The 25,854-nt window shown below is 64.5% G+C and carries 23 protein-coding genes; 15 read left to right on the top strand and 8 right to left on the bottom strand.

All coding sequences use genetic code 11. The features are described 5' to 3' along the window. The first annotated feature begins 48 nt into the window (after window positions 1-48). Window positions 49-516, top strand: a complete 468-nt coding sequence (locus BUA69_RS09300; RefSeq protein ID WP_046133946.1) for an SRPBCC domain-containing protein — start codon at window positions 49-51, stop codon at window positions 514-516. Between the two features lie 246 nt (window positions 517-762). On the opposite strand, the gene BUA69_RS09295 is transcribed toward BUA69_RS09300, so the two are convergent. Continuing rightward, window positions 763-984 (bottom strand): DUF1674 domain-containing protein, encoded by a 222-nt coding sequence (locus tag BUA69_RS09295; protein ID WP_046133945.1) that lies wholly within the window; start codon window positions 982-984, stop codon window positions 763-765. Window positions 985-1,079: 95 nt separating this feature from the next. Here BUA69_RS09295 and htpX point away from each other — a divergent pair, with 95 nt between their 5' ends. The 8 genes from htpX to BUA69_RS09250 all read left to right on the top strand — a co-directional run bounded on the left by htpX (window position 1,080) and on the right by BUA69_RS09250 (window position 11,941). After that, on the top strand, window positions 1,080-2,063 hold the full coding sequence (gene htpX, locus BUA69_RS09290; protein ID WP_046133944.1) for a zinc metalloprotease HtpX: 984 nt from the start codon (window positions 1,080-1,082) through the stop codon (window positions 2,061-2,063). A 9-nt stretch (window positions 2,064-2,072) separates the two neighbouring features. Then, window positions 2,073-3,374, top strand: a complete 1,302-nt coding sequence (locus BUA69_RS09285) for an RsmB/NOP family class I SAM-dependent RNA methyltransferase (RefSeq protein WP_046133943.1) — start codon at window positions 2,073-2,075, stop codon at window positions 3,372-3,374. Window positions 3,375-3,481: 107 nt separating this feature from the next. Further along, window positions 3,482-5,122 (top strand): heparinase II/III family protein, encoded by a 1,641-nt coding sequence (locus tag BUA69_RS09280; protein WP_046133942.1) that lies wholly within the window; start codon window positions 3,482-3,484, stop codon window positions 5,120-5,122. Window positions 5,123-5,227: 105 nt separating this feature from the next. Further along, a complete protein-coding gene (locus tag BUA69_RS09275) occupies window positions 5,228-6,664 on the top strand; it encodes a GGDEF domain-containing protein (protein WP_052950374.1) in 1,437 nt (478 codons plus the stop codon). 86 nt (window positions 6,665-6,750) lie between these two features. Then, window positions 6,751-8,337, top strand: a complete 1,587-nt coding sequence (gene purH, locus BUA69_RS09270; RefSeq protein WP_046133941.1) for a bifunctional phosphoribosylaminoimidazolecarboxamide formyltransferase/IMP cyclohydrolase — start codon at window positions 6,751-6,753, stop codon at window positions 8,335-8,337. 309 nt (window positions 8,338-8,646) lie between these two features. After that, on the top strand, window positions 8,647-10,011 hold the full coding sequence (locus tag BUA69_RS09260) for a lipopolysaccharide biosynthesis protein (RefSeq protein WP_046133939.1): 1,365 nt from the start codon (window positions 8,647-8,649) through the stop codon (window positions 10,009-10,011). A gap of 107 nt (window positions 10,012-10,118) precedes the next feature. Then, entirely contained in the window at window positions 10,119-11,525 is a 1,407-nt protein-coding gene (gene leuC / locus BUA69_RS09255; RefSeq protein ID WP_046133938.1) for a 3-isopropylmalate dehydratase large subunit, read from the top strand. After that, window positions 11,516-11,941 carry a metallopeptidase family protein gene (locus BUA69_RS09250; protein ID WP_046133937.1) on the top strand — a complete coding sequence of 142 codons (426 nt, stop codon included), beginning with the start codon at window positions 11,516-11,518 and terminating at the stop codon, window positions 11,939-11,941. The genes leuC and BUA69_RS09250 overlap by 10 nt, the downstream gene beginning before the upstream one ends. A gap of 168 nt (window positions 11,942-12,109) precedes the next feature. Here BUA69_RS09250 and BUA69_RS09245 read toward each other — a convergent pair whose 3' ends face one another. Both BUA69_RS09245 and leuB read right to left on the bottom strand, forming a co-directional pair. Further along, on the bottom strand, window positions 12,110-12,409 hold the full coding sequence (locus tag BUA69_RS09245; RefSeq protein ID WP_046133936.1) for a hypothetical protein: 300 nt from the start codon (window positions 12,407-12,409) through the stop codon (window positions 12,110-12,112). 172 nt (window positions 12,410-12,581) lie between these two features. Then, window positions 12,582-13,682, bottom strand: coding sequence for a 3-isopropylmalate dehydrogenase (leuB, locus tag BUA69_RS09240; protein WP_046133935.1), 1,101 nt, complete (start codon window positions 13,680-13,682; stop codon window positions 12,582-12,584). 210 nt (window positions 13,683-13,892) lie between these two features. On the opposite strand from leuB, the gene BUA69_RS09235 reads away from it, so the two are divergent. After that, window positions 13,893-17,138, top strand: coding sequence for a S41 family peptidase (locus BUA69_RS09235; protein ID WP_046133934.1), 3,246 nt, complete (start codon window positions 13,893-13,895; stop codon window positions 17,136-17,138). Window positions 17,139-17,204: 66 nt separating this feature from the next. Here BUA69_RS09235 and BUA69_RS09230 read toward each other — a convergent pair whose 3' ends face one another. Next, window positions 17,205-18,470: a Glu/Leu/Phe/Val family dehydrogenase gene (locus BUA69_RS09230; RefSeq protein WP_046133933.1), complete on the bottom strand. Its 1,266-nt coding sequence runs from the start codon at window positions 18,468-18,470 to the stop codon at window positions 17,205-17,207. Between the two features lie 272 nt (window positions 18,471-18,742). Here BUA69_RS09230 and BUA69_RS09225 point away from each other — a divergent pair, with 272 nt between their 5' ends. Then, on the top strand, window positions 18,743-19,123 hold the full coding sequence (locus BUA69_RS09225; RefSeq protein WP_072866521.1) for a GreA/GreB family elongation factor: 381 nt from the start codon (window positions 18,743-18,745) through the stop codon (window positions 19,121-19,123). Window positions 19,124-19,134: 11 nt separating this feature from the next. On the opposite strand, the gene BUA69_RS09220 is transcribed toward BUA69_RS09225, so the two are convergent. From BUA69_RS09220 to argC, 4 genes are all read right to left on the bottom strand, one after another. Further along, complete coding sequence (locus BUA69_RS09220; RefSeq protein WP_046133932.1) at window positions 19,135-19,776, bottom strand: CPBP family intramembrane glutamic endopeptidase; 642 nt, start codon at window positions 19,774-19,776, stop codon at window positions 19,135-19,137. A gap of 14 nt (window positions 19,777-19,790) precedes the next feature. Continuing rightward, entirely contained in the window at window positions 19,791-20,180 is a 390-nt protein-coding gene (locus BUA69_RS09215) for a RidA family protein (protein WP_046133931.1), read from the bottom strand. A gap of 71 nt (window positions 20,181-20,251) precedes the next feature. After that, the gene (gene leuD / locus BUA69_RS09210; protein WP_046133930.1) at window positions 20,252-20,857 is read right to left on the bottom strand and encodes a 3-isopropylmalate dehydratase small subunit; all 606 of its coding nucleotides are present in this window, start codon (window positions 20,855-20,857) and stop codon (window positions 20,252-20,254) included. A gap of 120 nt (window positions 20,858-20,977) precedes the next feature. Further along, window positions 20,978-21,922, bottom strand: a complete 945-nt coding sequence (argC, locus tag BUA69_RS09205) for an N-acetyl-gamma-glutamyl-phosphate reductase (RefSeq protein WP_046133929.1) — start codon at window positions 21,920-21,922, stop codon at window positions 20,978-20,980. 196 nt (window positions 21,923-22,118) lie between these two features. Between argC and deoD the strand changes: the two genes are divergently transcribed. The 4 genes from deoD (at window position 22,119) to BUA69_RS09185 (ending at window position 25,823) form a co-directional block, all read left to right on the top strand. Continuing rightward, complete coding sequence (deoD, locus tag BUA69_RS09200) at window positions 22,119-22,829, top strand: purine-nucleoside phosphorylase (protein WP_046133928.1); 711 nt, start codon at window positions 22,119-22,121, stop codon at window positions 22,827-22,829. Window positions 22,830-22,906: 77 nt separating this feature from the next. Continuing rightward, the gene (locus BUA69_RS09195; protein ID WP_046133927.1) at window positions 22,907-23,530 is read left to right on the top strand and encodes a hypothetical protein; all 624 of its coding nucleotides are present in this window, start codon (window positions 22,907-22,909) and stop codon (window positions 23,528-23,530) included. A 119-nt stretch (window positions 23,531-23,649) separates the two neighbouring features. Further along, a complete protein-coding gene (locus BUA69_RS09190; RefSeq protein ID WP_046133926.1) occupies window positions 23,650-25,008 on the top strand; it encodes a hypothetical protein in 1,359 nt (452 codons plus the stop codon). Next, window positions 25,005-25,823 carry a COG3904 family protein gene (locus BUA69_RS09185; RefSeq protein ID WP_342019956.1) on the top strand — a complete coding sequence of 273 codons (819 nt, stop codon included), beginning with the start codon at window positions 25,005-25,007 and terminating at the stop codon, window positions 25,821-25,823. Before BUA69_RS09190 ends, BUA69_RS09185 begins: the two co-directional genes overlap by 4 nt. Window positions 25,824-25,854 lie beyond the last annotated feature (31 nt).

Here is a 25,854-nt window from a genome sequence, read left to right as displayed (position 1 = left end):
CAAGGGGCCGGGTCCCATAGTATTGGGTCGCCAAGGCAGGAGGACCAAATGGCAGGACGGACCGACCGCGCCACGCGCATTATCAAGGCATCACCACCGGCGATCTACCGGGCTTTTGTCACCGCTGCGGCGCTGGAACGCTGGCTGCCGCCCAGCGGCATGAGTGGCGAGATGGTGGATTTCGATCCCCGCCCGGGTGGGCATTACCGGCTGGTCCTGCGCTATGACGATGCGGGGATATCCGGCAAGAGCGGCGCCAATGCCGATATCGTTGCAGCGCGCTTCGTGACGCTGGAGCCAGACCGGTTTGTGGTGCAGGCGGTGGATTTTGTCTCCGACGATCCGCAATTTGCCGGGACGATGACCATGCGCTGGGTGCTGACGCCGCTGGGTGACGGCACCGAGGTGGCGATCATTGCCGAGAATGTGCCGGCGGGCATCAGCGCGGCGGACCATGCCGAGGGGTTGGCGTCGTCACTGGATAATCTCGCGGCCTATGCCGAGGGGACGGCTTAGGGGGCCCCGGCACGCTGAATAAGCGATGTCACATTCCGACCCACGGGTCGCCTTGCGCCCGAGGGCAGGCTCCGGCCGGAATCCATGCTGTGCTGTAGTCGCGAACGGGATGGGGGCTGATCACCTTCAGAATGGATCCCGGCCTGCGCCGGGATGACCCGGTGGGAGGCGAGGCATTTAGCGCGTGCTGCGGGTGGCCCACGGGTCAGGCAACCGTGGGCAGCACCGGTTTGGTGGCGCATTCAGCTAAAAATCGCTGGTCAGGCCTTTGATCTCCCAGTCGCCATAGCGGCCGGGTTCGAGGCCGCCGCGGCCGCCCTGCTCCTTGGGGGCGGCGGCGATCCTGGCGTCGATCTCGCGGCGGCGGGCCTCAGCCTCGGCGAGGGCCCGCTGGGCGGCGGGAGAGAGCGGGGGACGGGGCGCGTCTTCGGCGTCAGCCGGAGGGTCTTGCTGGATTTCTTGCGACATGTGGGCCTGCCTGGATTACGGTTTGGTCATGGCACTTGCATGCAACCAATGCCTGCACAACATATTTGGTCAGTTACCAACTTTGTCGAGGCCCCATGTTCAACGCATTTCGCACCGGTGTCCTGTTGGCAGCGCTCACCGCGCTGTTCATGGTCGTGGGTTATTTCATCGGCGGCACCGGCGGCATGATGCTCGCCTTCGGCTTTGCGCTGGTGACGAACCTGTTCAGCTACTGGAATTCCGACAAGATGGTGCTGCGCATGCAGAATGCGCAGCCGGTGGAGCGCTCGCGGGTGCCCGAACTCTACGACATGGTCGACATCCTGTCGCGCAAGGCCGGGATCCCGACGCCGGCGGTCTATGTGATCAATACCGACCAGCCCAATGCCTTTGCCACCGGGCGCAATCCGCAGAATGCCGCCGTGGCGGTGTCGACCGGCCTGCTGGCAAATCTTGAAACCCGGGAAGTCGCGGCGGTGGTCGCCCATGAGCTGGCCCATATCCGCTCGCGCGATACGCTGACCATGACCATTACCGCCACCTTTGCCGGTGCGATTTCGGCGCTGGCGCAGTTCGGGCTGTTTTTTGGCGGTGGCAATAATCGCGACAATCCGCTGGGTTTTGTCGGCACGCTCTTGATGGTGTTCCTGGCGCCGATGGCGGCCATGCTGGTGCAGATGGGCGTCAGCCGGACGCGCGAATACGAGGCCGACAAGGATGGCGCCGAGATCTCGGGCGATCCGCTGGCGCTGGCCTCGGCGCTGCAAAAGATCGCGGGCCTGGCCGGGCGGCAGGTCAACGTGGCGGCCGAGCGCAACCCGGCCATGGCCCATATGTACATCATCAACCCGCTCTCGGGCGCGCGAATGGACAACCTCTTTTCCACACACCCCGATACCGGCAACCGGATTAATGCGCTGCGCAAGCTTGCGGCTGAGATGGGAGTGGACGATAAGGGCCGCAGGCCCAGCCCCCGTCCGCCGTCCAGCAGCGTCGGGAATGCCAATGGCGGCGGCTGGCGCGTGCCGTCTGTCGGACGAACCGACCAAGATGGCGGACAACGCGGTCCATGGGGATAGTTAAGCGCAGTGACTTCCAAAAAAAGCGAACCGGCGGGGCTCGCGCTCCGTCTCGCCGCAGCTGAGCGTCTTCGCAGCGTTCTCAATGGCGACAATTTCGTTCCCCTCGGGCCAACCGAGCTGGCCGACGGGCGCGACCGTGCGCTGGCCAACCGGCTGATCACCACGGCGCTGCGGCGCCAGGGCCAGATCAATTTCATCATTCATGCGCTGCTCGACAAGGGCATGCCCGGCAAGTCCGGCACCTTTGAAGCGGTGCTGCGGCTGTCGCTGGCGCAGCTGGTCTTCCTGCCCGATCTCGGTGCGCATTCGGCGCTGTTTCTGGCAGTTGAAGCCACCAAGCGCGATCCCAAGGCGCGCCATCTCAGCGGGCTGATGAATGCAGTGCTGCGCCGGGCGCAGGCCAATTCTGCCAAGTTCGGCACGCTGTCGGACGACCTGCTGATCCCCGATACCTTTGGCGACACCTGGGTGGATGCCTATGGCGAAGCGGCCATTCCGGCTTTTACCGAGGCGCTGCTGGCCGGGGCGCCGCTTGACCTGACGCTCAAGGATAATGATGCCGAGCTGATCGCCGAGCTTGGGGCGACGCCGGTGATGGCCGATACGGTGCGTATCGATATGCGCGACCGCCCGGTCGAGGCGCTGCCCGGCTATGCCGAGGGGCGCTGGTGGGTGCAGGATGCGGCCTCGGCCATTCCGGCGCGGCTGCTCAAGCTGGAGCAGGGCGCGCGCGTGCTCGATCTCTGCGCGGCCCCCGGCGGCAAGACTGCCCAATTGATCAAGGCCGGTTATGCGGTGACGGCGCTGGACAGCGACGCCCGGCGGATGGAGCGGTTGCGCGAAAACCTGGCGCGGCTCGACTATAATGCCGAGACCATTACCGCAGACGCGGGCACATTCGGGCCCAATTCGCTCTATGATGGGGTGCTGCTCGATGCGCCCTGTTCGGCCACCGGCACCTTCCGGCGGCATCCCGAGGTGGTCTGGCACCGTTCGGTCGCGGATGTGCAGGGCCGGGTGCGGCTGCAGCGGGCGCTGCTGACCAATGCCTTCCGGTGCCTTGATGCGGGCGGAGTCCTGATCTACTGCGTCTGTTCGCTGGAGCCGGCCGAAGGCGAAGAACAGGTCAGCTGGGCCCTCGACAGCCTGCCCGGACTGGAGCTTTATCCAGTGACGGCAGACGAAATGGCGGGACTCGAATCGGCGGTGGACCAGCGGGGGCTGGTGCGCACGCATCCGGGCATGGCGCCCGGTGGTCAGGCGGGGGGAATGGACGGGTTCTTTGTCGCGCGGTTCCGCCGTCGCTGACAACCTGGGATGGCGGTGGGGCGCCAAAGAAAGAACGAGTACGGTTCGTTGACGAATAGAGGCGCAGATTTGCCGGTTCCGCCGCACGGCGGAACGGGAGCACAGTAATGGTGGGTCCGGTTGGTTTTGCAACCCGTCGCCTGGCGCTGGGCGTTGCCGATTACATTCTCACCATGGGCCTGCTGCGCTGGACCTGGCGCGGGCTGGCTGACGATGCCTTTGCGGGCGAATTGCCGGAATTCCGCCCATCCGACCGCGAGACCGTGCGCGACATGATGGCGGGGCGGTACCTGCTGTCGTCCAAGCTGGTGGAAACCGGCGGTGCCTCCCCCTTCAGCCTCGAGATCGAGCATGCCGAATGGGAATGGAACCTGCACGGATTTTCCTGGCTGCGCCATTTTCGCGATGTGCGCGATCCCGGCGAGCGACGCTTTGCCCGAACGCTGGTGCTGGACTGGATCGGGCGCGACGGCAATTTCGAGCGCGATAGCTGGGCGCCGGCGCTGTGCGCGCAGCGGGTGCTGAACTGGCTGCGGCATCTGCCGCTGCTGCTCGATGGCGCCAATGCCGAGCAGTCGCGGACCATCCAGCGGTCGCTGGGCACGCAATTGCAGAGCCTGAAGGTGCGGGGACGGCTGGCGAGCGAGCCGAGCGACGCGCTGTTTGCGGCGATTGCGCTGGTGGGTGGCGAGTTGTGCGACCAGGGCGAAAAGACCGATGTCGAGGGGCGTCTGCGGCAACTCAATGCCCTTTTGGCCAATCAGCTCGATAGCGATGGGCTGCATCTGTCGCGCAGCCCCAAGCTGCAGCTGCAATTGCTGGTCGAGCTGGCCAGCATCTGCCGCGCCCTGGGCGGGCAGAAGGGCGAAGCGGTTGGGGAACTGGCGGCGCAGGTCGAACGCATGCATGAAAGTCTGGATGCACTGACGCTGTCCAGCGGCGAGCCGGTCTATTTCAATGGCTGCGGGCAACTGCCCCATGACGTGCTGATCGCGGTGCAGGCCAATGGCTCGGGCCGGCGGCGCAAGAGCGGCCTATTGGGTGGCTATGGCATCATCCGCAATGGCGAAGCCGTGGTCATCGCCGATAGCGGGCTGGTGCCGCCGCCCGAATTTGCCGGCGAGGCGCATTCGAGCGCCCTGGCGTTCGAGTTCAGCCATGGCACCGAACTGATCCTGGGCAGCTGCGGACCGGCGCCCGCCGATCTGCCGGAAAGCCGGGCGCTGTTCCGGCAGGGCATTGCCCATTCGGCCCCAACGATCGACGGGCAGGATGCCAATCCGCTGCGCCAGTCGGGGCCGCTGGCCGGGCGGCTGCTGTCGTCGGCTACGCCGCCATTGCTGCGGCTCGATGCGGCCGATCACCTGCTGACGCTCAAGACCGCCGGCTATGCCAAGCGCTTCGGGGTCGAACTGGAGCGGCGGCTGACCTTGCTGTCGGAAGGCACGACGCTGGTCGGGCAGGACCGGATGATCGCCACCGGTACGCCATCGGGCAATCTCGACCTGCGCTTCCACCTGGCGCCCGGCGTGATGGTGCGGCGCAATCGCGGCGAAGGCATCGTGCGGCTGGTGCTGCCCAATGGGGCGGTGTGGAGTTTCCTCTGGGAGGGGGCCGAACTGCACGAGGAAGACAGCGTGCGACAATCGTCTTATGTGGGCTTTCACAAGACCCACCAGCTGGTGCTGGAGGCCGATGTGGTCGCCGGGGCCGAAATCGCCTGGATCTTCACGCTCGAGCAGCACTGAGCCCGCTTTATTCCGCTGTTTGCCGGCCAAGGCGACAAAGTTACCCGCTGTCAAACATTGCCGTGCCATGACAGGGTTGAAATTGCAGGCGCCTGGAGTTGTTCGATGGCACATGAACGCAGCGTCATGATGGGCCAGCAGGTGGTGCGCACCGTGCTGGTCATAGCAGCGACCGTGTTCCTGGCCAGCCTGTTCGGCATCCTGACGCGTCCGGTTGGTTACCTGGCGGCAATCTGGCCGGCCAATGCGATCCTGCTGGGACTGATGGTGCGACGGCCTGAATTCGCCTCGGCATGGGGGTGGGGCGCCGCCTTTGCCGGCTATATCGCCGCCGATCTGGTGACGGGGGGCAGATTGGGCATCACCCTGTGGCTGACGGCGGCCAATCTGGCGGGGGTTCTTGCCGGTTATCTCTGTTTCCGTCGCCTCGCAGCCGATCACCGGGCACTGCGCCGGCCGATCTCGGTGCTGTATCTGTTTGCGGTCTGCGTGGCGTCTGCGGTTGCCGCGGCGCTGGTCGGTGGCTGGATGAGCAAGCAGCTCTTCGCCGCCGATTTCATCCATGGCCTGGAATTGTGGTTCACCAGCGAACTGGTCAATACCCTGGTCGTGCTGCCGATGATCCTGACCTTTCCGCCGCGCGACGCGTGGAGATGGCCGCGACTGGGGTTTGGCCGGGCGGATCTGGAACACGCCGCGCCAGCGCTGGCGCTGCTGCTCAGCTGCATGGCCAGCGGCCTGATCGGCGGGCCAGGGGCGCTGGCCTATCCGGTGCCGGCGCTGCTCTGGTGCGCCCTGACCTATGGGCGTTTCACCACCGCGGCCGCCACTGCGGCGGTCAGCGCTTTTCTGCTGGTTCTGGTCACCGGCGCCGTCGGTCCACAGGTGGAGGCGTTCGCCGCGATCAATTCGACGTCCTCGACGCGGTTGGGAATTGCGCTGATGGCGCTGGGGCCGCTGACCGTGGCCAGTGTCAATTCGGCCCGCAATGAAGTGCTGGCGTCGCTGTCGCTGGCGGTCAACCACGATGGGATGACCGGGGTGCTGTCGCGGCGCGCCTTCATGCGGATCAGCCGCGCCATTCTCGCCAAGGCAGCGCGACACCGTCGGTCGGTGACCCTGTTGATGTTCGACATCGACAATTTCAAGCAGATCAATGACGGCCATGGCCACCAGGTGGGCGACGAGGTGCTGATCATGGTGGCCAAGGTACTCGACCGCGAACTTGGCGCCCATGGACGGCTGGCGCGGATCGGCGGCGAGGAATTCGCCGTGGTGGTGGCGGACCTGTCGGCAGAATCGGCGCTGGCCCTGGCCGAGCGGCTACGGGCGGCTGTGGAGGCAGCACCACAGGGCGAAGGCGCGGTGGTGCCGTTTCCGATTTCGACCTGTGTGGGGGTATCGCATATGCTGGTGGCGCCCGATGGCGATCCCGATCACGGGCTGAGCCTCATGCTGGGGCTGGCCGATGGGGCGCTGTACCGGGCCAAGAGTGCCGGCCGCAATAGCGTGGTGAGCGCGGCACAGGCCGCCATCGCATAGCGTGTTTCGGCACTCGCCGGGTTTTCTTGGCAGGCGCAACGTGCTAGCCCACGCCCAACTCCAAATTCAGGGCGAGACACGGTTTCATGGGCAAGACAGTCAAGGTCGGGCGGGCGCTGCTTTCGGTATTCGACAAAACCGGGATGGTGGACTTTGCGGCGGGGCTGGCGGCAGCCGGTGTCGAGCTGGTTTCCACCGGCGGCACCCATAAGCTGATCGCTGGCGCCGGCCTGCCGGTGCGCGAGATTGCCGACCTGACCGGCTTTCCCGAAATGATGGATGGCCGGGTCAAGACCCTGCATCCCAAGGTGCATGGCGGGCTGCTGGCCGTGCGTGACAATGCCGAACATGCCGCCTCGATGGATGAGCATGAGATCGGCGCCATCGACCTGGTGGCGGTCAATCTCTACCCGTTCGAGGCGACCATCGCTTCGGGCGCCGGCTATGACGACGTGATCGAGAATATCGATATTGGCGGCCCGGCCATGGTGCGCTCGGCGGCCAAGAACCATGCCTATGTGACCGTGGTGGTCGATCCCAGCGATTATCCGGCGATCCTGGCGGCCATCGCCGCCACCGGCGGCGTGCCCTATGAGATGCGCCAGAAGCTGGCGGCCAAGGCCTATGCCCGCACCGCTGCCTATGACAGCGTCATCTCGGGCTGGTTCGCCAAGGAATTGAACTATCCCGAGATTCCGTATCGCTCGTTTGCCGGGACGCTGCGCGAAGTCATGCGCTATGGCGAAAACCCGCATCAATGGGCGGGCTTTTATGCCAATGGCGATAGCCGTCCGGGCGTGGCCACGGCGCGGCAGGTACAGGGCAAGTCCCTCAGCTACAACAATATCAACGATACCGACGCGGCGTTCGAGCTGGTCAGCGAATTCGATCCGGCACAGGTGGCGGCCGTCGCCATCATCAAGCATGCCAATCCCTGCGGCGTGGCGCTGGCGGGCGATCTGGTCACGGCCTATCGCAATGCGCTGCGCACCGACCCGGTCTCGGCCTTTGGCGGCATTGTCGCCACCAATCGCGAGATCGACGCGGCGACGGCCGAAGAGATCGTCAAGGTGTTCACCGAGGTGATCGTGGCCCCCTCGGCAACGCCGGAGGCGGAAGCCATCATCGCCGCCAAGAAGAACCTGCGTCTGCTGCTGACCGGCGGTATCGCCGATCCCAAGGCAGAAGGGCTGAACGTCAAGTCGGTGGCGGGGGGGCTGTTGGTCCAGACCCGCGACAATGGAAATGTCGACGATTGCGAACTCAAGGTGGTGACGCAGAAGCAGCCGACCGCGACCGAGCTGGCCGATATGCGGCTGGCGGCCAAGGTGGCCAAGCACGTCAAGTCCAATGCCATCATCTATGTCAAGGGCGGCGCCACGGTCGGCATCGGCGCCGGGCAGATGTCGCGCGTGGATTCGGCGCGGGTGGCGCATCGCAAGTCGATCGATGCGGCCGAGGCGGCCGGTGTCGAGGGGGCGCTGACCCAGGGTTCGGTTGTGGCGTCGGATGCGTTCTTCCCGTTCGCGGACGGGCTTGAGGCGCTGGTTGCTGCGGGTGCCACGGCGGTGATCCAGCCGGGTGGCTCGATGCGCGATGCCGAGGTGATCGCGGCGGCCGATGCGGCGGGGATTGCCATGGTGTTCACCGGGATGCGGCACTTCCGGCACTAGGGCTGCCACTCACTCGCAAGCGCCCACGAACGCGGCGTCACCCCGGCGAAGGCCGGGGTCTAGTTTGGGCGGCGAAGAAAACTGGATCCCGGCTTTCGCCGGGATGACGTCGTGGGTGGGGCGCTGTTTGCGAACGATCTCGGATCGGCTGGCGTAGAACCCCACCCCGGCCCTCCCCACAAGGGGGAGGGAGAAGAGCGGGCCCAACCCACAATGTCATAGCGCTTGGGCCAGTAAGACCTTCTTGAGATTGGCGTGGCAGATTGCGCGTGAACCTGGTGGACCCACCGCCGGGGCTGGGGCTTCTGCATGCGGCTGCGCATTCCTTCCGATCTGTCGGCGTTGCTGGCCACCGGGCTCTGGCGCTCGGTGGGCTCGCTCGGCATCAAGATGGCGACGGCGGGGCTGACCTATCTGGCCTATGTGGTGCTGTCGCGCACCCAGACCCCCAATGAATATGGCCACTTTGCCTTTGGGCTGGCGCTGGCCACGGTGCTGGCGATTGCCGCCAGCGCGGGGCAGCCGACGGCGATCCTGCGGCTGTGGCCCGAAGAGAATGTCGCCGGGCGCCCCGACAAGGCGATAGCGGCGGTGCGGTCGGGGTCGATGCTGACCATCCTGTGCGGCCTGGCCATCGCCCTTGGGCTGGTGGGCCTCGTATTCGTCTTCGTGCAGGTGGCGCCGTTCGAGGGCACGGCCAATCATTTTTATGGCGCGGCGTTTCTGGTGCTGCCCATGGCGCTGGCCGAATTCAATTCGGCGGCCCTGCGGGCGCAGGGTTCGCTGTGGACGGCGCTGGTGCCGCGCGACATCCTGTGGCGGCTGGCGCTGCCGGCGGCCGTGCTGGGGCTGTTTGCCGTTGGCGTGGTGCTGAGCGGGCCCGATGCGCTGGTGCTGTCGGCGGCGCTGCTGGCCGGGGCGCTGGCGCTGCAATTCTGGAATGCGCAGAAGCGCGGCTATGCGCTGCAGCCGGCCTGGGCCGGTACGCGGCAATATTGGGCCGAGCGTGGCCGCATCAGCCGCTGGCTGCTGCTGGGCGCGCTGATCGAAACGGCGGCGCTCAATGCCGACGTGATCCTTGTCGGGTTGATGGTCAACCTTGAAAGCTCGGCGATCTATTTCAACGCCTTCCGCACCGCCGGGCTGATGACGCTGTTTACCTTCGCCATCGAACTGGTGATCGCGCCAATGGTGGCGCAGCATTTCCATGCCGGCGAGATGCGCAAGGCACAGGCGATCACCGCGCTCTGTTCCTGGGCCGGGTTTGGGTTTTCGCTGGTGATCTTTGCCGGCTTTGTCGGCTTCGGGGATCCGATCCTGTCGCTGTTCGGCCCCGCCTATGCCGAGGGCACGCTGGTGCTGATCCTCCTGGCGTTCGGCCTGCTGTTCGATGCAGCCACCGGCCCGTCCAAGATCGTGATGATGATGACCGGCCATGAGCGGGCCTATGTCGGCATTTTCGGCGCGATCATGGCACTGGGCTTTGCCGTGCAGATCGCCGTGATCCCGGCCTTTGGCATTGTCGGGGCAGCGGCGGCCAATATGGGCGCCCGTATCCTGGCGCAGATCGCCATTGCGCTCTGGTGCCGCTACCAGGTTGGGCTCGATACCAGCCTGTTGGGGGTTTTCGCCGTGCGAGCTATCAAGGATCGGCCGCTGGCCAATGGCGCCTGAGCCATGCGGCTAACCGTACCCATGATTACGGTTGCTGCTTGACCCATGGCGGCGCGCGGCTTAGAACGGCTCCAAATTAGATTTCTCACGCCCTCTGGAACGCACACATGACCAAGGCCCGCACACTCTACGACAAGATCTGGGACGACCATCTGGTCCAGAACAACGAAGACGGGACCTCGCTGCTCTATATCGACCGGCACCTTGTGCATGAAGTGACCAGCCCGCAGGCGTTTGAAGGCCTGCGCCTGAATGGCCGCAAGGTGCGCCATCCCGAGCGCACGCTGGCCGTGGTGGATCACAACGTGCCCACCACCGACCGTTCCCTGCCCAATCCTGACCCGGAAAGCGCGATCCAGATCGCCGCTCTGGCCGAGAACACCAAGGATTTCGGCATCGAATATTTCGATCCGTTCGACAAGCGTCAGGGCATCGTGCACATCGTGGGTCCCGAACAGGGCTTCACCCTGCCGGGCATGACCATCGTTTGCGGTGACAGCCATACCTCGACCCATGGTGCCTTTGGTGCCCTGGCCCATGGTATCGGCACCTCGGAAGTGGAGCACGTTCTTGCCACCCAGACGCTGATCCAGCAGAAGGCCAAGAACATGCTGGTGCGCGTGGATGGCAAGCTGCCGCCGCACGTCACCGCCAAGGACATCATCCTCGCCATCATCGGCGAAATCGGCACGGCCGGCGGCAATGGCCACGTCATCGAGTTCGCGGGCGAAGCCATCCAGTCGCTGTCGATGGAAGGCCGCATGACGGTCTGCAACATGACCATCGAAGGCGGCGCCCGCGCCGGCCTGATCGCCCCCGACCAGACCACGTTCGACTACGTGGAAGGCCGTAATCGTGCGCCCAAGGGCAAGGCCTGGGACATGGCGCTCGATTACTGGAAGACGCTCTATACCGACGAAGGCGCGGTCTATGACAAGGTGGTCATCCTCGATGCCGCCAAGCTGCCGCCGATCGTCTCCTGGGGCTCCTCGCCAGAGGACGTGATCTCGGTCACCGGCACCGTGCCGAATCCGGACGATATTGCCGACGAGAACAAGCGCGCCTCCAAGTGGCGGGCGCTGGACTATATGGGCCTCGTCCCCGGCACCAAGATCACCGATATCCCGGTGGAGCGCATCTTCATCGGCTCCTGCACCAATGGCCGCATCGAGGACCTGCGCGCTGCCGCTGCCGTCATCGGCGACCGCAAGGTCGCGGCCGGCGTCAATGCCATGGTCGTGCCCGGCTCGGGCCTGGTCAAGGATCAGGCCGAGGCCGAGGGGCTGCACACGGTGTTCATCAATGCCGGTTTTGAATGGCGCGAGCCCGGCTGCTCGATGTGCCTGGCCATGAACCCCGACAAGCTCAAGCCGCAGGAACGCTGCGCCTCGACCTCCAACCGCAATTTCGAAGGCCGCCAGGGCTTCAAGGGCCGCACCCATCTGGTGTCGCCCGCCATGGCCGCTGCCGCCGCGATTGCCGGCCACTTCGTCGACATCCGCGAGTGGCAGTAAAGCCAAACGAATGGGGGGCGCGCTTCGCGCCCTCCCTTGACGATTTCGAGGCGCTGGCGCTTGAAGCGCTGGCCGCCCTGCCTGAACCCTTCAAATCGCTGGCTGCCGACGTCACCTGCTCGGTGGCCGAATTTGCCGAGGACGATGTGCTCGAAGGCTTTGGCATGGAAAGCCCGTTCGAGCTGATGGGCCTGTTCCAGGGGATCGGGCTGACCGAGGACGGGGCCGTGCCCCAGACCGGACAACTCCCCAATAATGTGCTGCTGTATCGCCGCGCCATTCTCGACTATTGGGCCGAGAACGAGGACACGCTGGGCGAAATCGTCACCCATGTGCTGGTGCACGAAATCGGCCACCATTTCGGCTTTTCCGACGATGACATGGAAGCCATCGAAGCCTCCGGCGACGACGACTAGGGGACTGGTCCCCTTCGCCTTCTCTTTCACTCTCAACCATCGCTGTGCTGCCCTCGGGCTCGACCCGAGGGCCTCTCATCACGCCTGCGGTGCTGAGAGTGATCCCCGGATCAAGTCCGGGGACAGCGGGGTGAGCGGGGCGAGAATGGTGGTGGTATCGAGCGGCGGCTAGGGCCGCGCCACAAACTCGAATTCGGCTTCGTTGCCGCCGGCGGGGTCGTCGGAGACGCGCAGCGCCAGTTTGTTTTCATCGAGCGCCGTGAACCAGTCGTCCCAGCTGACCAGCTGGAAGCCGCCCAGGCGGTCGGGGCCCTCATTGCCATCGGTATTGAGCTCGTACTGGCCGAAGGTCAGCTGCAGCAGCGTACGGCTGCGCGTGCCATCGGGGGTTTCCATCAGCATCGGATTGCCGCCGCGCGCAATTGCCCATTGGCGGATGTCTTCGCGATCGGTGAGGGTCTTGGCCATGGAACAGGCTCCTTGTTTTGTCTCAGGTGACAATCGTGGCCGGGGGACTTGGTTCCGCCCGCCGCCCATGGAGGAGACGCCTTTTTCACCGGTGAGCGCAAGGGCTTGTCGCCGACAACAAAAAGCCCCGCTGCCTTGGGAGCAGCGGGGCTGATGTTTCAGGCCTCGTGGCTTACGCCTTGAGCTTGGCCAGGATGGCGGCGCCCATCTCTTCGGTGCCGACAACCTTGCGGTTGTCCTGGGCGATGTCGCCGGTGCGCAGGCCATCATCGAGCACGCCGGCAATGGCGGCTTCGACGCGGTTGGCCAGTTCGATCTGGTTGAAGGAATAGCGCAGCGCCATGGCAAAGGACGCGATCATGGCGATCGGGTTGGCAATGCCCTTGCCCGTGATGTCGGGGGCCGAACCGTGTACGGGCTCGTAGAAGGCCTTGCGCTTGCCGGTGACCGGGTCGGGCGCGCCGAGCGAGGCGGAGGGCAGCATGCCCAGCGAGCCGGTCAGCATGGCTGCAACGTCGCTGAGGATATCGCCGAACAGGTTGTCGGTGACCATGACGTCGAACTGCTTGGGATTGCGCACCAGCTGCATGGCGGCGTTATCGGCCAGGATGTGCTCGAGCTTGATGTCGGGATAGTCCTTGGCGACGCCCTTGACCACTTCGTCCCACAGCACGCCCGACTTCATCACGTTCTTCTTGTCGGCCGAGTGGACGCGACCCGAACGGGTGCGGGCCAGATCGAAGGCGACGCGGGCAATGCGGTCGATTTCATAGGTCTCGTAGACCTGGGTGTCGATGGCACGCTTCTGGCCATCGCCGAGATCGGTAATGGTCTTGGGTTCGCCGAAATAGACGCCGCCGGTCAGCTCGCGCACGATCAGGATGTCGAGGCCTTCGACCAGCTCGCGCTTGAGCGAGGAGGCTTCGGCCAGCGCCGGATAGCAGATGGCGGGGCGCAGATTGGCGAATACGGCCATTTCCTTGCGCAGGCGCAGGAGAGCCGCCTCGGGGCGGTGCTCATAGGGGACATTGTCCCATTTGGGGCCACCAACGGCGCCAAAGATCACGGCATCGGCGGCGAGCGCCTTGGCAGTGTCCTCGTCGGTGATGGCAACGCCATGGGCATCATAGGCCGAACCGCCGGCCAGGCCGCGATCGGTCGAGAAATCGGTCAGACCCTGGGCATTGGTCCAGTCGATCAGCTTTTCGACCTCGACCATGATTTCGGTGCCGATACCGTCGCCGGGGAGAAGGAAAAGGGAATGGGTGGCCATGCTGGATCCTTGCCGTACTGGTGGTTACGCCTCTGGCGGGCACATAGCGTCATTTCGCGCATGGACGCAAGCGTGGCCTGACACCTGCAGGACCCCGCGCGAAAGCTGAAGGCAAAACATTTATTGAGATTCAACAAGTCTTTACACCCGGCTGCTTAGGTCCGGACAGGCGGCAGTATTTTGTGCTGCAGACGATTTGGAGGTTATTTCATGTTGAAGCGAGTGGGAGCCATTTCGCTCCTGGCCCTGATGGCGGGCATTGTGCCGGCCATGGCGCAGCCGATGGGCGAACAGCCGCGCTGGATCCGTGATCCCGCGATTGCGCCAGACGGGGAGACGCTGAGCTTTACCTATCGTGGGCAGGTGTTTCTGGTCGACGCCGAAGGCGGCCTTGCCGTCCCACTCACTGCCGCCGGCAGCTACAGCCATGGCGCGGTCTGGGCCCCCGATTCCGAGCGCCTGGCGCTGGCTTCGGAGGTCAATGGCAATGACGACCTCTATATCACCGACTTCTCCGGCAGCCTGCAGCGCTATAGCTGGTCGCAGGGCAGCGAAGTGCCCACCAGCTTTGCGCCCGATGGCCAATCGCTGCTGTTCACCAATCTGGGGATCGGCGACGCCGAGCGGAGCGTGCAGGGACTGCTGAGCTACAAGCCGCAGCTCTATTCGGTCGATGTTGCCACTGGCCGCGACCGGCTGGTGCTGCCGAACCAGGCGGCCGAGGCGCGCTGGAATGCCGACCAGACCAAGCTGGTCTATACCTACGATCCCTCTATCGATCCCAGCGAACGGCAGGTGCGCGTCGCCGCCAATGCCCGCCAGATCTGGGTCTATGACGCAATATCGGGCGTGCATGACAGGCTGTTTGCCGTCGATGGTGCTGATCGGCTGAACCCGGTGTGGTCGGCCGATGGGCAGAGCCTCTATTATCTGTCGGAGGCCTCGGGTCGGCTCAATGTCTGGCAGGCAAAGGCTGATGGCAGCGCTGAAACCCAGCTGACCCATTATACCGACGATCCGGTCCGCGACCTGTCGATTGCCGATAATGGCACCATGGCCTTTGCCTATAATGGGCGCATCTACGTCAAGGCGCCGGGCGCTGCCGAGTCGGTGCCGATCGAAATCCTGACGCTGGATCAGCATGCCGGGCACGCGATGAACTACCTGGCCGATGCCATCACCGAATTCGTGTCGTCGCCTGATGGGCAGCGTCATGCGCTGGTGGCCAATGCCAATGTGTTCCTGCTCGATCGCAGCGGGCTCTACCGCCAGATCACCGCAACACCGGGCGAAGAACGCAATATCGCCTTCTCGCCTGACGGATCGACGCTGGTCTATGCGGCGCAGCGTGAGCATGAATGGGGGCTCTACGGCGTCAGTCTGGACACCGAAGAGGGCGGTGAGCCGCTGGCGCTGCGCTATGAAGAGACCGCGCTCTACGTGCCCGAAACCGGCAATGCCCTGCAGCCGGCCTTCTCGCCCGACGGCAACAAGCTGGCTTTCATCGCCGATCGCCGCGAGGTCAAGGTGCTGGACCTGGAGACGGGCGCCGTCGCCAGCCTGTTTGAGCCCGGCGACTACAATACCTCCTATTTCGATGGCGACCTGTGGTTCTCCTGGTCGCCGACCTCGCAGGACCTGTTGGTGCAATGGCGCTCGATTGCCGTGGGCGAGCAGGTGCGGCTGGCGATTGTGCCGGCCGATGGCATTGGTGAGCCGCAGCCGCTTCCTGCCGCGGTCAACGCGCTCTATTGGGGCGTCTGGAGCCAGGATGGGACGCAGATCCTGGCCGGTACCGATCATTTCGGCCTGCGCTCGGCGAAGCTGGACCGGATCAACTCCGACCTCTACCGGGTATTCGTCTCGGAAGAAGCGCGGCAGGATTTCCTTGATGCTGCCGAAGGCGACATCTCGCCCGATCTGATCAATGAGGACGGCAATCTGGTGCCCCAGCGCTATGATGCCGGGGGATTCCGGTCACAGCGGCTGGAAGGCCGGCTCGGCGACGGGTTTTCGACCCAGCCGCTGATGGTGCCGTTTGATCAGCAGAACATGCTGGCCGTGCAGGCAGGGGGCGATGACCAGTATGGCATCTTCCTGCTCAACCTGCAGACCGGGGAGCCAACGCTGATCCAGGAGGTCACGGTTCCCGGGCTGATTTCGGCGAGCTATGTGCCGGCGCTGGGTATCGTCGATCTGGCCAGCGCCGGGAGCATCGTTTCGATCCCGCTCGCCGAGCCCGAGACGATCAGCGCCACGCCACTGCGCCTGTTCTATTCCGCCAATCGCGAAGCGTCGCGGGCAGCGGCCTACGAGCAGGCCTGGGCCGATATCAAGTATCGCTATTACGACGCCAATCTGGAAGGGCGGGACTGGGATGCCATTGGCGCCAAGTACCGGGCCTATCTCGGTTCCATCGCCAGTGATCGCGAACTGGCGGACCTGATCCGCGCCATGTATGGCGAGCTTTCGGCATCGCACATGTTCATCCGCGACGATGGCAACCGTGCGCCGGCTGACGGTATCGGCACGCAAAGCGCCTCGCTCGGGGTCTATATCGACCATGGCTATGACGGCGAAGGCCGCCGGGTGGCGGCACTGGTGCCGGGCGGTCCGCTCGACCGCAGCGGGCTTGGTATTGATCCGGGTGACATCATCACCTCGATCAATGGCACGCCGGTGCCAGAGGCCGGGGGGCTCGAGCGCCTGCTCGATCTCAATTTCGGCAAGCAGGTGCTGCTCGGGATTGTCGACCATGACAGCGACGGCAAGCAAGAGCGGCTAGTCTATGTCAAACCGATCCACTGGTTTGCCGAACTGACCCTGGCGCGTGAGCGCCTGCTGGATGCGCGCCGGGAGATGACAGAGCGTCTGTCCAATGCCTGCGTCGCCTATCAATATGTGCCTGGGATGAACAATCCGGCCTATCTGGAGGTGCTGGGTCGTCTCTCGTCGGCCCGGCACGTCGCCAAGGCTGCGATCATCGATGTGCGCTCCAATACCGGCGGTAACCTGACGCGCGAACTGGTGACGCTGCTGACCGGGCAGCCTTATTCGACCATGGGTGTGGATGGACGGCCGGGCGAAATCGAGCCGAACAACCGCTGGGTGTGGCCAAGCGCGGTGCTGGTCGACAGCTTCGGCTATTCGGACGGCTCGGTATTCCCACAGGCCTATCACGATCTCGGGATCGGCACGATCGTGGGGGATACCGTGCTCAATACCGGTACAGCGGTCAATTACGTGCAGAGCAAGGTGGTGCCCAACCTCAATTACGGCATTCCCGTGCTGCCCAGCCGCCGGCTCGATGGCACCTATTACGAGAATGCGGTGATCAATCCCGATATCCATGTGCCCTTCGATCCCAACAATGCCGGGATCGGTGTCGATCCGCAGCTGGAGGCGGCCGTTGCGGCGCTGATGCAGCAGATCGGGCCGGACGCGGACTGCCGCTAGGCGCAGTCTGGACAAACAAAAAGGCCGGGCGTGAGCCCGGCCTTTGCATTGATCGATCTGGTCGGCCTAGCTGGCGAAGAATGGCTGGGTGCCGTGGGCTTCGATAGCGGTCGAAAGGCGGCCCAGCGCGTGGATATAGGCGGCGGTGCGCATGGAGACGCCACGATCCCGCGAGATGTCCCAGACGGCGCGGCCTTCGCGTTCCATCATCTTGAGCAGGCGGGCATGGATTTCTTCCAGGTCCCAGTAATAGCCCTGACGGTTCTGGACCCATTCGAAATAGGACACGGTCACGCCGCCGGCATTGGCCAGGATGTCGGGCAGGACGACGATGCCGCGCTCGGCCAGGATCGTGTCGGCGTCCGGGGTGACCGGACCATTGGCCAGTTCGAGAATGACCTTGGCCTTGATGGTGCCGGCATTGTCGGGGGTAATCATGTCTTCCAGCGCTGCGGGCACCAGCACGTCGCATTCGACGGCCAGCAAGGCATCGGCCGAAATCACCTGCGCGCCGAGTTCGCCAGCGAGGTCGGCAACGCGCTTGCCACTGGTCTTGCCGGCGATCAGCTTGTCGACATCGAGGCCGTCGGCCTTGAAGATGGCGCCGTTGGAATCGGAGACCGCAACCACCTTGTTGCCATCGGCGGCGGCGAGCTGGGCGAAGTACTGGCCAGCATTGCCAAAGCCCTGGATCGCCACGGAGCGCGAACCGGAGAGGCCGAGTTCCCCGGCGAGGTGGCGCACGAGGTAGTAGCCGCCGCGGGCGGTGGCGTCATTGCGGCCGAGCGAGCCGCCCAGGGCAATCGGCTTGCCGGTGATCACAGCGGGGGAAACCTCGCCCTTGATCTGGCTGTATTCGTCGGCCATCCAGCCCATGATCATGGCATTGGTGTAGACGTCGGGCGCCGGGATATCGCGGTTGGGGCCAACGATATTGGCAAAGGCCTGGATATAGGCGCGCGACAGGCGCTCCAGTTCGGACTTGGACAGGGTGCGCGGATCAACCCGCACGGCGCCCTTGCCGCCGCCATAGGGCAGGTTCATCACGGCGCATTTGAAGGTCATCCAGAAGGCGAGGGTCTCGACTTCCTCGATGGTGGAGTCGGGGTGAAAGCGGATGCCGCCCTTGGTCGGACCGCGGGTGTCGTCATAGCGGCAGCGCCAGGCCAGGAACGACTTGCGCGAGCCGTCATCCATGCGGATCAGCAGGCGCATCTTGGTGGTTTCGCGGGGATATTTGAGTTTTTCCAGGACGTCCTGGTCGATCTTTAGGTGACTCGCGGCGTCTTCGAGACGAACAAGCGCGCGATCCAGGAGATTGTCATCGGTCATGGAAATTCCTCAGAGGCTAATAATTAGGCACCGGGGGCAGATGTGCGGCATATGGTTTTCCATATCCTGTTAATTAGGTCAATACCATTGACCGATTATGCCTGCCGCCTGTGCATAGCGCCTATTGACGGTGCATTTTCGGCCGGTAGACTGGCCCAAATGACGGGGTTTGGCGGATTGACGCATTGGTGAAAGGGAAGTCCTTGACCTGATGGCGCGCGGTCGGGTCAAACTCCCCATCGCCGACCCACTCCAATATCGAGCCGTGATCCATGCTTCCCGCAGGTCCCTTGCCGGACATCCTGGTCAATTCCGATGATTATAATCGCGTGCTGATGCTGGCCGAAAAGGCCGTGGTGCAGATGCCCTATGTCGCGGCCTATCTGGAACGCGAACTGGAGCGGGCCGAATTGTGCCAGCCTTGGGATCCCGCCGGGGTATCGATGGGCAATCGCGTGCTGTTCCAGCTCGATGACCAGCCACAGCAGCGCCTGGGTCGGCTGGTCTATCCGCATCGCCTGCCCGACAAGGGCGATGTGCCGATCCTGGGCGCCCTGGGCGCGGCATTGATCGGCATGCGCCGGCAGAGCTGCATCGAGTGGCTGGATGGCGGGCAGCTGCGCCGCGTTACCGTGCTGGATTACGGCTGGTAGCCGCGACGCCTTCAGATGAAACTATTGGCCTCGAACAGCACCCAGAAGGTCAGGGTGTTGGTCAGGCCATGGGCAAGACTGGTCCAGAACACCGAGCCAGTGCGCCACGCAATGGCCGACCAGAGCAGGCCCAGTGCCGCCGCACCGCCGATCAAGGCGGGCCAGCCGCCTTCAAAGGCAATGCCGTGGCTGAAGGCCAGCGGGATGTGCCAGGCGCTGAACAGCACCCAGCCGATCCAGAAGCCGAGGCGTGGGCGATTGGCAAACACCGTCATGAAGCCACCGCGCCAGGCGGTTTCCTCCAGGGGGCCATTGATGATGCCGATGCCGGTGGCCAGCATGACGCCGGCAGTGGTCAGGATACTGGTATGGGGGGTAACCGCGGCCAGCGCGATTGCAGTCACCTGTGCCAGCAGGACCAGCGGCACCCACCAGTCGCGCCAGGCGAGGCGTTCGGAGAACAGCCTGGTGCTGCGCTGGCGCCAGACATGGATGGCGATGACCGGCAGGCAGAAGCCCAGCCAATAAAGCACGAGGACCAGCAGATAGCCATGCGTGCCCAGCGCTGCGGTGAGCGCCGGGACCAGCAGGCCCATGGCTGCAATCAGCAACAGGGCATGGGCGATGAGGGCGAGCTGGGCTCGGGTCAGCATGCCTGAGGGCCGGATCAGCTCTTGGCGGCGCCGATGCGGGCGGTCACTTCGATCTCGATCTTCATGCCGGCCTCGATCATCTGCACGATCAGCATCGAGGCGGCGGGCCGGATATCCTTGAACACCGGGCCAACGGCGGCAACGACATCATTCACATCGGCACGGTCGCCGACATAATAGACCACGCGGACGGTATCCTCGATCGAGGAGCCCGCTTCCCGCAGCGCCTTGTCGATGGTGGCCAGCGCATTTTTGGCCTGCTCGCCAATGCTGTCGGGCATGGTCATGGTGGCGTAATCATAGCCGGTGGTGCCCGAAACATAGATTGTGTCGTCGTGGCGCACGGCGCGGGAATAGCCGAACGTGGCTTCGAAGGGCGAGCCGGTGGAAACGCGTTGAACCATGGGGTCAGGACCTGTCGGAGAATGAAGGGGGGAACGAAAAACCCCGCCAGCCGGGCTGACGGGGTTGATGCTTAGAGCCAGGGGCGGGAAGCGGCCATCTGGGTTTCAAAACCAGTGATCGCCGGATCGGACTTCAGCGTGCCGGCAATGTCATCGAGGCCTTCGAGCAGGATCTGCTTGCGCGAGGGGTCGATGTCGAAATGCAGCGTGCCGCCATCGGGACCCATAATGGTCTGGGCTTCGAGATCGACGGTCAGGGTGGCGTTGGAGCCGCGCTCGGCATCGTCGAGCAGCAGCTTGAGCTGCTCGGGGGTCACCACCAGCGGCAGAATGCCGTTCTTGAAGCAGTTATTGTAGAAAATGTCGGCGAAGCTGGTGGAGATGACGCAGCGGATGCCGAAATCCAGCAGGGCCCAGGGGGCATGCTCACGGCTGGAGCCGCAGCCGAAATTGTCGCCGGCGACGATGATCCTGGCGCCGCGATAGGCCGGCTTGTTGAGCACGAAATCGGGGTTCTCGGTGCCATCTTCATTATAGCGCATCTCGGAGAACAGGGCGGTGCCCAGCCCGGTGCGCTTGATGGTCTTGAGGTATTGCTTGGGGATGATCATGTCGGTGTCGATATTGATGATCGGCAGCGGCGCTGCGACCCCGGTCAATGTCGTGAACTTATCCATGAGCATACCTTCCTTGTCTGGGCCGCTTAATGGCGCAAAGCCAGGCTTTTGGTCAAGCCGGGATTGGGCAAATGCGTTCGGTAGAGGAGAGCCCCCGGGCATAACCCGAGGGCGCATTGATCAGAGGCTGGTGCGCGGGTCGACGCCGAGCATCAGGTTGAGGTTCTGCACGGCGGCGCCGGACGCGCCCTTGCCGAGATTGTCATAGACGGCGACCAGGAGGACCTGCGCCCGCGCGTCATTGGCAAAGACGTGCAGCTTCATCTGGTTGGTATTGTTGTAGATCTGGGGATCAAGCTCGGGCGTTTTGGCGAGCTCTTCATAGGGGGCGACGGTGACGAAGCTGTCCTTGATGCCAGCGAAATGGCCGGCAATGGCGGAGTGGATCTGCGCCCCGGTCGGCACCTTGGCGAGACCGCCCAGCTGCAGGGGCACGAAATCGACCATGCCCTGGGCATAGTCACCCACCGAAGGCACGAATAGCGGCGCATGGGCCAGCCTGGAATAGCTGGTCATTTCGGGCACGTGCTTGTGCCCGAAGGTCAGGCCATAGGGCATGAAATGGCTGGCCGCCGGGCCGGCGGCCTCATATTCGGCGATCATCTGCTTGCCGCCACCGGAATAGCCGGAGATGGCGTTGACGGTCAGCGGGAAATCGGCGGGCAGGATGCCGGCCTCGATCAGAGGGCGCACCGTGGCGATGACGCCCTGCGGATAGCAGCCGGGATTGGAGACGAACCGGGCCCGGGCGATCGTGTCGCTCTGCTCGCGGCTCATTTCGGCAAAGCCATAGGCCCAGTCGGGATCGACGCGATAGGCGGTCGAGGCATCGATCACCCGCGTGGTGCCATTGGTGATCAGCGACACGCTTTCCCGGGCTGCGTCGTCGGGCAGGCAGAGGATCGCGACGTCTGCCTGGTTGAGGAGGGCCGCGCGGGTGTCGATATCCTTGCGCTTGTCGGCGGGGATGGAGAGCACGACGAGGTCATCCCGGCCGGCCAGGCGCTCGCGGATCTGCAGACCCGTGGTTCCAGCTTCACCATCGATGAAAATCTTCGCGACCATCTCATGTTTCTCCATTGCGGCAAGCGTAAATGGACCGTGCGGGGGGCAAGGTCAAGACGGCCGATAGACTAGCAGGATTGTGATGGCGGAATGATGCCAGTCCGGGTGGCGGGACGCAGACCTGGCGCCGGTCTTGCCGATCCGGCGCAGCAATGGCAATGATTTGACCAAGTGGACAAAATCAGGAGGAAAGCCGATGACGCCCCATAACCATGCCAAAGCGGGTGACTATGCCGAGGCGGTGCTGCTGCCGGGGGACCCACTGCGCGCCAAGTGGATTGCCGAGACGTTTCTGGATGATCCCAAGCTGGTCAATTCGGTGCGCAATTGCCTGGGCTATACCGGCACCTACAAGGGCAAGCGGGTTTCGGTGCAGGCCAGTGGCATGGGGCAGCCATCGCTGTCGATCTATGTGCATGAACTGATCAATGTCTATGGGCTCAAGACGCTGATCCGCGTCGGCACCTGTGGCGGGCTCAATGCCAAGGTCAAGGTGCGTGACCTGATCCTGGCGCAGGCGGCCTCGACCGATAGCGCCATCGTGCGCGACCGGTTTGGTGCCTATAATTTCGCGCCAATCGCCGATTTCGGCCTGTTGCGCGCGGCGGCGGAAAAGGCCGAAGCCCGCAACATGCGCTTCCATGCCGGCAATATGCTGAGTTCGGACATTTTCTATCATGCCGATGGCTTTGCCGGCTACGACAAGCTGCCCGACCATGGCGTGCTCGGGGTCGAGATGGAGGCGGCGGCGCTCTATACGCTGGCGGCCCGTTTCGGGGTCAAGGCCCTGACCATCTGCACCATGACCGATTGCCTGATCACCAAGGAAGAGATCGACGCCGACCAGCGCCAGACCTCGCTCAAGGATATGGTGACCATCGCCCTGGAAGTGGCGATCGAGGCTTAGCGGCATCCGCGCTTGTCGAATGGCACGGTCATGACAATATCTGCGGGCCCGATCCCGGTGTTTCCCAAGGTGCTGCCATGACCGTACTCGACCGACTTGCCGGTGCCCTCGAGCGACGCGATGAGCAGCCCAATGTGGCGTTGGCCGAAGATATCGTGGCGCGTGACGACAAGGCGGCCATTGTCGAACTGGCCGAGGCGGTGCGCTCGGGCACAGCGCGGCAGGCCAATGACGCGCTCAAGGTGCTTTATGAAGTGGGCGCCCGCCGGCCCGATCTGGTGGGTGGGCAATGCCCGGTGTTCATCGAGGCGCTCAAGAGCTCCAGCAATCGCCAGGTCTGGGGGGCGATGACGGCGCTGGATGCGGTGGCCGAGCAGCGCGCCGAGACGCTGGTGGCCGAACTGCCCGCCATTATCGCCGCCGCCGACCGCGGCTCGGTGATCGCCAAGGACCATTGCAATTCGATCCTGGTGAAGCTGGCCCGCGCCGGCTATGGCGACAAGGCGGTGCCGCTGCTGGTCGAGCGGCTCAAGACCGCAGCCCCCAATCAGTTTCCCAGCTATGCCGAAGCGATGGCGCCGGTCATCCCGCCCGAGGACAGGCCGGGCTTTTTGGCGGTGCTCAAGGCCCGGCTGGGCGGTATCGTGCAGGCCAGCAAGCGCAAGCGCGTGGAAAAACTGATGAGCAAGCTGAACGGCTAGGTCTTGCCAGGGGCTTTTTCACGCGCTCGTCATCGCCACGCGCAACGCTGCCCATTTCTTGCCGGGATCGCTGTGTTAACCTCTGCTTAACGCCCGTTCGGGCCGGGGGGCCCAAACCAATGCAGCTCAAGAACAACGCCTATCGCCTCAACGAGACCGTCAGAGGCGTCGAGACGATGAGCCGCTTTGCGCTCGCCGTGCTGGCGCTGGCCTCGGGTGTCTATACCTATCTGGGCGTGCGCGGCCTTCTGGATGGTTCGGCCAGCTTCGTGTTCTTTGCCGCCATCATCTATTCCGCCGCGGTGTCGGTGGCGATTTATGCGTTCTGGACCTTCATGATGCGTTTCGTGCCGCTGGTGACCCGCGGGGCGCAGCGGGTGGCCTTGTTCGTCACCATGGCGATTGGCTGCGCCATGATCATCGCCATGAGCTCCTGGCTCAATGCTGCTGCACTGGCCGGATCGGCGGCGCTGGAGCAGCACATGGCCGTGACCCTGCAGGGCTATGCAGAGGACCTCGACGATGCCCATGCCAATGCACTGTCGGCGCAGAGCCTGCTGCCGGATGTGCAGCGCGCCTCCGAGCGCTTTGCCCGGCTGGCGGCCAATGAGCGCGAAAGCGGGGCGCTGACCGGCACGACCGGTTCGGGCAGCGTGGTGCAATTGCTCACCCAGATGAGTGCGCAGATGGCCGAGCTGGGCTCGACCATTACCGGATCGCGCGCGGCCGTGGCGGGGCTGTTCGAAGAAGGCTCGGCGCGCCTGGCGACGATGCGCGAACTGGTATCGACACCGGGCGCCATCGAGCCGCGTTCGGACAGTTTCCAGTCCGAAGCGGTGCAATTGTCGGCGGTGATCGCCGCCCTGCAACAGACTGATGTGGCCGCCTCGGTCAAACGGGCTTCGGCCGATCTTTCGGCCGGCTTCATCGCTCCCGTGGCCAATGGTTCGACCCTCGACCTGGTCAACCGACAGGACCAGGTGATGGAAACCGTGCGCGCCTCGGTGGCGGCGCAATCGGCGGCGCTCAGCCAGGCGGCCGATGAAATCCTGGCGCAGCCGCGGGTTGAGCAGCGCCGCTTTGTGCCGCTGTCCAGCGCCGAGGCGGTGATCCGCTATTGGAGCGATTTCATTCCCTCCTGGGCCGGGGCGATATCCATCGATCTGCTGCCCGTCGTGCTGGTCCTGGTGCTGATGATCGTCAACGATGCGCTGCGGCGCGAGGCCGAAAGCCTCGAAGGGGCCGAGAACATCACCGCAGCCGAAATGCTGCGGGCCATGGCGCTGTATCGCCGGATGGAGGTGGCGGGTGCGCTGCCAACAGAGAGCGCGCCTGTTGCCGCCCCGCCGGATGCTTCGGGCGAGCCTGAACCGGAGGAAGCGCCGGAGGCGCGGCGCGAAGCCGAGGCCGTCGACGCCATAGTCACGCCGATCGATGTGGCGCAGCGCAAGCGTGGCGACGGTCCGGTCCGGCCATGAAGACAGCGGCCAATGCACGCGCCGATGATGGTGAGGGGCCGTTCTACCGGCGCTTCGTCTCCTGGCTCGCCCGCTTGGAGGATGGTGCCATCATGCGGGTGGCCTTCTTCACCTTGCTGGCGGGCACGCTGTCGGTGCTCTATGTGGACTATCGCGCCCTGACCGAGGGGGAGGGAGCCGCCCCGTTCCGGCCGATGCAGCCGATACTGCCGCCGTTCAATCGCGATGCTCCGGCCGGTGGGGCAATCCCGGTCATCACCAGCAGCCCCGCGGTACTGGAAGCGCCGCTGGCAATTGCGCTGGGGGCCGGTGGCGTGCTGAGCCTGACCGGCACGTTTGATCCGGGTTCGGCCGACCGCTTTGCCAGCGAGATTGCGGCGCGCGGCGAATATGTGCGCACTGTCGTGCTCGATTCGCCGGGAGGTGCGGTGGTGGATGCCCTGACAATCGGCGCCCTGATCCACGAACAGGGCCTGGCGACTTCGGTTGCAGCGGGGGCCCTTTGCGCCTCGTCCTGCCCAATTGTCTTTGCCGGGGGCAAGGAGCGGATCGCCACGCCGCAATCGGCCATCGGGGTCCACCAGATCTACGCCGCCGCGCTGTCGGCCGACCAGCAGAATGGCTTGCAGCGGGCCGGCTCGGCCATGGCCGATGCACAGCAGATTACGGCTGACATCACCCGCCACCTGGCCCTGACGGGGGTGGATCCGGCGCTGTGGCTGCATGCGCTGGAGACGCCGCCCGACCGGCTTTACTATTTTTCAGCAGAGGAGATGATCGCGCTCAATCTTGTCACGGACATGCGTCAGAATTGACGGGAACCGGTGGAGGACCGGACTCGTTTTA

The organism is Devosia limi DSM 17137, from assembly GCF_900128975.1.
Classification (GTDB): Bacteria; Pseudomonadota; Alphaproteobacteria; order Rhizobiales; family Devosiaceae; genus Devosia; species Devosia limi.
Note: the sequence above shows the minus strand (reverse complement) of the source record. Positions and strands in the feature narration are given on the sequence as shown.

Excerpts from the sequence above, each read along its gene's own strand:
- BUA69_RS09300 (WP_046133946.1), top strand. The coding sequence starts at position 49 with ATGGCAGGACGGACCGACCGCGCCACGCGCATTATCAAGGCATCACCA.
- BUA69_RS09295 (WP_046133945.1), bottom strand. The coding sequence starts at position 984 with ATGTCGCAAGAAATCCAGCAAGACCCTCCGGCTGACGCCGAAGACGCG.
- htpX (WP_046133944.1), top strand. The coding sequence starts at position 1,080 with ATGTTCAACGCATTTCGCACCGGTGTCCTGTTGGCAGCGCTCACCGCG.
- BUA69_RS09280 (WP_046133942.1), top strand. The coding sequence starts at position 3,482 with ATGGTGGGTCCGGTTGGTTTTGCAACCCGTCGCCTGGCGCTGGGCGTT.
- BUA69_RS09275 (WP_052950374.1), top strand. The coding sequence starts at position 5,228 with ATGGCACATGAACGCAGCGTCATGATGGGCCAGCAGGTGGTGCGCACC.
- purH (WP_046133941.1), top strand. The coding sequence starts at position 6,751 with ATGGGCAAGACAGTCAAGGTCGGGCGGGCGCTGCTTTCGGTATTCGAC.
- BUA69_RS09260 (WP_046133939.1), top strand. The coding sequence starts at position 8,647 with ATGCGGCTGCGCATTCCTTCCGATCTGTCGGCGTTGCTGGCCACCGGG.
- leuC (WP_046133938.1), top strand. The coding sequence starts at position 10,119 with ATGACCAAGGCCCGCACACTCTACGACAAGATCTGGGACGACCATCTG.
- BUA69_RS09245 (WP_046133936.1), bottom strand. The coding sequence starts at position 12,409 with ATGGCCAAGACCCTCACCGATCGCGAAGACATCCGCCAATGGGCAATT.
- leuB (WP_046133935.1), bottom strand. The coding sequence starts at position 13,682 with ATGGCCACCCATTCCCTTTTCCTTCTCCCCGGCGACGGTATCGGCACC.
- BUA69_RS09235 (WP_046133934.1), top strand. The coding sequence starts at position 13,893 with ATGTTGAAGCGAGTGGGAGCCATTTCGCTCCTGGCCCTGATGGCGGGC.
- BUA69_RS09230 (WP_046133933.1), bottom strand. The coding sequence starts at position 18,470 with ATGACCGATGACAATCTCCTGGATCGCGCGCTTGTTCGTCTCGAAGAC.
- BUA69_RS09225 (WP_072866521.1), top strand. The coding sequence starts at position 18,743 with ATGCTTCCCGCAGGTCCCTTGCCGGACATCCTGGTCAATTCCGATGAT.
- BUA69_RS09220 (WP_046133932.1), bottom strand. The coding sequence starts at position 19,776 with ATGCTGACCCGAGCCCAGCTCGCCCTCATCGCCCATGCCCTGTTGCTG.
- BUA69_RS09215 (WP_046133931.1), bottom strand. The coding sequence starts at position 20,180 with ATGGTTCAACGCGTTTCCACCGGCTCGCCCTTCGAAGCCACGTTCGGC.
- leuD (WP_046133930.1), bottom strand. The coding sequence starts at position 20,857 with ATGGATAAGTTCACGACATTGACCGGGGTCGCAGCGCCGCTGCCGATC.
- argC (WP_046133929.1), bottom strand. The coding sequence starts at position 21,922 with ATGGTCGCGAAGATTTTCATCGATGGTGAAGCTGGAACCACGGGTCTG.
- deoD (WP_046133928.1), top strand. The coding sequence starts at position 22,119 with ATGACGCCCCATAACCATGCCAAAGCGGGTGACTATGCCGAGGCGGTG.
- BUA69_RS09195 (WP_046133927.1), top strand. The coding sequence starts at position 22,907 with ATGACCGTACTCGACCGACTTGCCGGTGCCCTCGAGCGACGCGATGAG.
- BUA69_RS09190 (WP_046133926.1), top strand. The coding sequence starts at position 23,650 with ATGCAGCTCAAGAACAACGCCTATCGCCTCAACGAGACCGTCAGAGGC.
- BUA69_RS09185 (WP_342019956.1), top strand. The coding sequence starts at position 25,005 with ATGAAGACAGCGGCCAATGCACGCGCCGATGATGGTGAGGGGCCGTTC.